We start from the raw sequence: 5,898 nt of genomic DNA, 5'->3' as shown, positions 1-5,898 counted from the left end.
ATATTATTAATTGTAAATATGAATAAAGTCCATTTATTTAAAAACAAAACATATTCAGAGTTTAATGATATAAAATCAATTTTTATTTCATTTAAACAGTGAAAAAATACATTCTTTAATTTTATGGGTACTCTATGTATAAAATATCAGTAATAATCCCTATTTATAATGTTGGAAATTATCTCAAAAGTTGCTTAGATAGCGTATGTAATCAATCATTAACTGATATTGAAATCATTTGTATTAACGACGGATCAACTGACAATTCACTGGACATTTTAATTGAATATGAAAAAACAGATTCTAGAATAAAAGTCATTACTAAAGAAAATGAAGGTCAAGCAGCTGCTAGAAATCTTGGAATTAAGGAGTCTAAAGGAGAATATATTGCATTTGTAGATTCAGATGATTTTATTGAACCTACAATGTTTGAAAAATTATACACCAAAGCTAAAGAAGATAATCTCGACATCAATATGTGTAAAATTGCAACTTATGATAACCAAACACATGAAATAAAGGATAATGTCTGGTATTATATGCTGGGCGTTTTTAGAGATTTTGATAAAGATATCTTTTCCCATGAAGACACCAAAGAGTTTACCTGCAATATTGCAGTTACACCATACAATAAACTATATAAAACTTCTCTTTTAAAAGAAAACAACATATATTTCCCCGAAGGCCTTATTTTTGAAGATGAAAAATTCTTTTTTGACACGTATCTCAGAGCCAAAAGAATTTCAATAGTTGATGAATTTCTTTACTACTACAGAGTCAACAGGAAAGGGTCAACCATTGACATTAGCAAGGAAAATGACTATACAGACATTATTGAAATCTCAAAACAAATCAGAGAAACCTTTAGAGAAACTAACAACTATGAAGATTATAAATTCTTATTAACAAACAGACTTATTCATCTACAATTAGCCCGATTCACACAGACTTCTCCAAAATATAAAGAAAAATTCTTCAATTTGATGAAAGAAGATTTAAATGAAGTTCTAAATGACATGGAAATAAAAGAAAACTTGGAAAATGATGTTAAATTCAGAGTCTCGAAAATTCTTAAAGCGAAAAATTATGAAGATTTTCAAAAATTAGATGAAACCAAATTGTTTTCTGTTGTTATTGCATGTTATAACACTGCAAAATACTTGGATGAATGCATTAACTCAATTATTGGACAAAGCTTTTCATTTGGAAGCAATATACAACTGATTTTAGTAGACGATGGAAGTACAGACAATACTCGAGAAATCTGTTTAAAATATCAAAATCAATATCCTGACAACATTCTCTACTTATACCAAGAAAATAAAGGACAGGGAGCTGCAAGAAACTTGGGTTTAGAATATGCAAATGGAAAATATATTAATTTCCTTGACAGTGACGATAAATTCAGCGGAAACACTTTTTATAAAGTTTATGAATTTTTTGAAAAACATTACGATGAAATTGATTTTGTTTCAACAAGAATGTTTTTCTTTGACAAATATGAAGGACCGCACCCCCTAAATTACAAATTTGAAGAAGAAAAAGTTATTGATTTGAATGAAAACTGGGATTATCCCCAATTGTCTGCTTCTTCAGCATTTTTTAAAAGAGAATTGTTTGAACATTACAGGTTCCCAGAAACTTTAGTTAACTCAGAAGACACATTAATGATTAATGAAATGCTTTTGGAAAATCCGAAATACGGAGCGGTAACAGAAGCGATTTACTGGTATCGAAGAAGAAGTGATGAATCGTCAACAATCGATTCATCATCACAAAAAAAGGAATTTTACATCAATAGATTGAATAATTATTTTAAAGCGCTGATTGATGTATCCATTGAAAAATATGGTCATGTTGTAAAATTTATCCAATATCTGATTGTTTATGATATCCAGTGGATGTTTAGTGTTGGAGACATTTCAAAAATATTAACAACAGATGAAATTAAAGAAGTTTACCTACATATCCAAGATATTTTATCTTACTTAAATGATGACATCATACTATCTTTAAGAAATGACAAATTAAACATCAGACATCACATGTTAGCTACAAAATACGCAGTCATTAATGTTGATTTAAATGGAGTTGTAAACTATGAAAATATTGTACCAAAATTCAATGGTGAATTTGCAGGTATTTATTCAAGTGATGTTTTAGTAGACAGACTCGATGAACATAAAATCTGGCTGGACATTATTGAGATAAAACAAAATACATTATTTATTTCAGGATTTTTAATGTCATTTTTTAGTGATGATACAATAGAAATTGAAATAGCTAAAAATAATCAGATATTTACAGCCAAACAAGTTAATTATAAAAATTCCTCTAAAAAGTTCCTAGGATGCAGTTTAGAATCACAGTATAATTTTGATGCTGAAATTCCTCTTGAAGATAATGAAAACTCAACAGTAAAAATTCTTGCAAGATTTACAGGTGAAAATTCAAATGAAAACACAGTATGGAGTTTAGCAATTGATTTTTCAAATAACGCAAGATTATCTAATTTAAGCAATTACAGCATATCCGACAAACATTTTCTTAAATTTAAAGATAACAAATTTCATATATCCAAATACAATTATTTAAAAATGATTAAATCCGAGATCCCAATTTTACTTAGAGTTTTTAAAAGAAAAGAATCATTTTACACATCAATTCTGGCGTTTAGAATAATCTATCTATTATTATATCCATTTAACAAAAACAGAAGAATCTGGATTTTTATGGACCGAAGAGAACATGGGGACGATAATGCAGAGCACCTCTACAGGTATGCAATATCTCAAAATGACAATATCAAAAAATTCTTTACAGTTAACGAAAATTCTCCCGATTTTAAAAGACTGCAGAATCTTAAAAACGTGATTCCATTTTATTCATTTAAACAAAGAATAATGTATTTATTTGCAGAAAAAATCATCTCGTCACACCCCGATGAAAACATTCTTAATCCGTTTTTTGATAAAAACGAAACATCATATGCGGGATTAATCAATTCAGATAAAATTTTCCTGCAGCATGGAGTGACAAAAGACAATGTTTCCAGCTGGCTTCACAAATCAGATAAGAATTTAAGTTTAATTACAACCGTATCTGACGCTGAAAAAGCATCCTTTTTGGATGAAGGATATAATTATGATGAAAAAATTATTCAAACATTAGGTTTTGCGAGATTCGACAATCTTGAAACTAAAGAGAAATTATCCAAACAGATTGTAATTATGCCCTCATGGAGAGAAAATCTTTATGATATGACTCCAAACTACATTCAAAATTCCGAATACTTCAAACATATCAATGCATTAATCAACAATGAGAAATTAATTTCAATATGTAAAAAATCTGATTACAAAATTATTTTCAAACCACATCCTCTGGTTTATGAGTTTATAGACCTGTTCGATACAAATGAATATGTCATTATTGATGAAAACACAACATATCAGGAGCTATTCAAAAATTCTGATTTATTAATAACCGATTACTCTTCAGTGGCTTTCGATTTCACATATATGAAAAAGCCGGTTATTTATTACCAATATGACAAAGATTATAATTTTGAAGAAGGTTATTTCAAATACAAAAGTATGGGCTTTGGAGAAGTCATCGAAACTGAAGATGACCTGATTGGGCTTATCGAAGAATATCTCAAAAACGATTGTGAGATGAAAGAAGTTTATAAAAACAGAGTAGATAGCTTTTATAAATATAATGACAAAAATAATTGTAAGCGAATTTATGATTATATCTTAAATATGAAATATTAAATGAGGAGTATTATGAGCTTTAGAGAAAAAATTTTATCTAAAAGTAATAGTTTTAATTATTATAAACAGCAAAATGAAGAGTTACTTAATGAAAACAAGTCTCTAAAAAAAGAATTAAGAACCTTAAAAAAAGAATTATTCCTCATTAAAACCGATGAGAAAAATGTTTTGAAAAACGAATATGACAATATAAAGCATGCCACCAGCTTCTGCAGCTGGGATTTCATTGAATTTTACCTGACTGACGATTACGAGGATAAACTAAAAGAAGTTACAAAATTATTGCCATCATATGCAAAAAAAATATTCAAATGGTACCTGCTCAGGTCAATGACAACAAGCATGATTAGAAGAGACAGCCTATATTTCAACTATGAATTGGAAAATCAGAAGAAATTTACAGATTTTAAATCAAATAATGCTTCACGAAATGAAATAGCCGGATTTAAATTTGAAGGAGATTATAATCTGCACTCTTTTGTTGATTTGGGATTGTCCGAAAAAGATTTGGAATACATTAAAAACAAGGACATTATTGATGCAGGGGCGTTTACAGGAGATACCAGCCTGCCGTTATCAAAAGTAACTAACAAAAACATTTACGCTTTTGAACCGTTTGAAGATTCATTTAAATTATTGAAAAAAAATATTGAAAGCAACAATATTGAAAATATCATCGCAGTGAATAAGTCTTTAGGAAACATTAACGGAGAGAGAACTTTATTTTTGTCTGGAAAGAATATTCAAGGAATTACCAGTGATGCAGACATCAGAGAGTATGATACTGAAATTAAAGTTCAGGAAACAACAATCGACCAGTTTGTGGAAGAAAATAACCTCAATGTGGGATATATTACCGTTGATGTTGAAGGTGCGGAAATGGATCTGCTAAAAGGAGCGGTAAATACCATCAAAACCCAAAAACCGATTTTATTCATCAGCATTTATCATAAAGTCTCAGATTATTTTGACATTATTCCATGGGTTGCAAATTTGGATGTAGGATATGAATTCAATGTGCTTAAAGAAAATCCCTGGACGTTTCTGGCAGATACAATGGTGCAATGCAGATTAAAATATGATTAAATGGAGGAATTGTTTGAGTGACTATAAATTATCAATTATTGTACCCACATATAATTTAGAAAACGAAATTGATAAAACTTTCAAGTCCATTAAATCACAAAGCATTGGCTTTGAAAATATTGAAGTAATCTTCATAGATGATAATTCCACTGATGATACTTTAAACATCCTGAATGGATATGCAAATGAATATAATAACATTACAGTAATTTCAACCGATAAAAATAGCGGTTACGGCGGAAAGCCTCGAAATATGGGTTTGAAACATTCAACATCAGATTACATTTTATTTTTGGATGGTGATGACCAACTACTGATTAATGCATGTGAAGTGTTATATGACAAAATAGTCTATTCCTATGCAGACATTGTTATTGGAGGTCAGATTAATGTCTTTGAAGAGGGTGTGATGGAGCATAATCCTCCAATTTTGTCAGATAAAGAAGAAAACTTTTTTAAAAATGTAAAAAACCACAAATTGCTTTCAATGCGACCTGCAATTTCTGCAAAATTATTTAAAAAATCATTACTCGCAAATAACAACATAACATTTCCCGAAGGAATTCCTGGTGAAGATTTGGTATTCCTGCTTGAAGCAATGCTCAACTCAAAAAGCATCATAACATTGACCAACAGGTATATTTACTACAGAAACTTGGATGGAAGTTCAACCACTCTAAACTTAACTGAAAAATATTTTTATGGTTTGATTAATGCTTATTTAAAAGTTAGTGACCTACTGGAAAAATATAACGTTCCAAATAACATCCAAGAGGTTGTGTTTCACAGTCACCTTAATTTTTTAGGAGAAAGAGCCATATATGTTAAGTTTTTTAGTGAAAATGATGATATTAACCTGGAGAAAATATTTAATTCAGATGAATTTAACAGATTATCTGAAAAAGACATTTTTAAATCAAACAAAAACTTTTCATATTATTTTGAGAATATGAAAAACGGAGAATATAATAATCGAGAAGTACTAAAAACTATTTATAATGATTTTGATTTTGACTCACAGATAATTACAGATTTA

General features: G+C 29.1%; 3 protein-coding genes. All 3 read left to right on the top strand.

Annotated features, from left to right (window positions below):
* Window positions 1-134 precede the first annotated feature (134 nt).
* On the top strand, window positions 135-3,776 hold the full coding sequence (locus tag ACKI2P_RS01050; RefSeq protein WP_407374396.1) for a glycosyltransferase: 3,642 nt from the start codon (window positions 135-137) through the stop codon (window positions 3,774-3,776).
* 12 nt (window positions 3,777-3,788) lie between these two features.
* Entirely contained in the window at window positions 3,789-4,862 is a 1,074-nt protein-coding gene (locus ACKI2P_RS01045) for an FkbM family methyltransferase (protein ID WP_407374395.1), read from the top strand.
* A 13-nt stretch (window positions 4,863-4,875) separates the two neighbouring features.
* Window positions 4,876-5,898, top strand: a 1,023-nt coding sequence (locus ACKI2P_RS01040) for a glycosyltransferase family 2 protein (protein WP_407374394.1), incomplete at its 3' end; no start/stop codon positions are given.

Origin of the sequence: Methanobrevibacter sp., assembly GCF_045541095.1 — an archaeon.
Lineage (GTDB): Archaea > Methanobacteriota > Methanobacteria > Methanobacteriales > Methanobacteriaceae > Methanocatella.
This window is presented reverse-complemented; position numbering and strand designations above follow the sequence as displayed.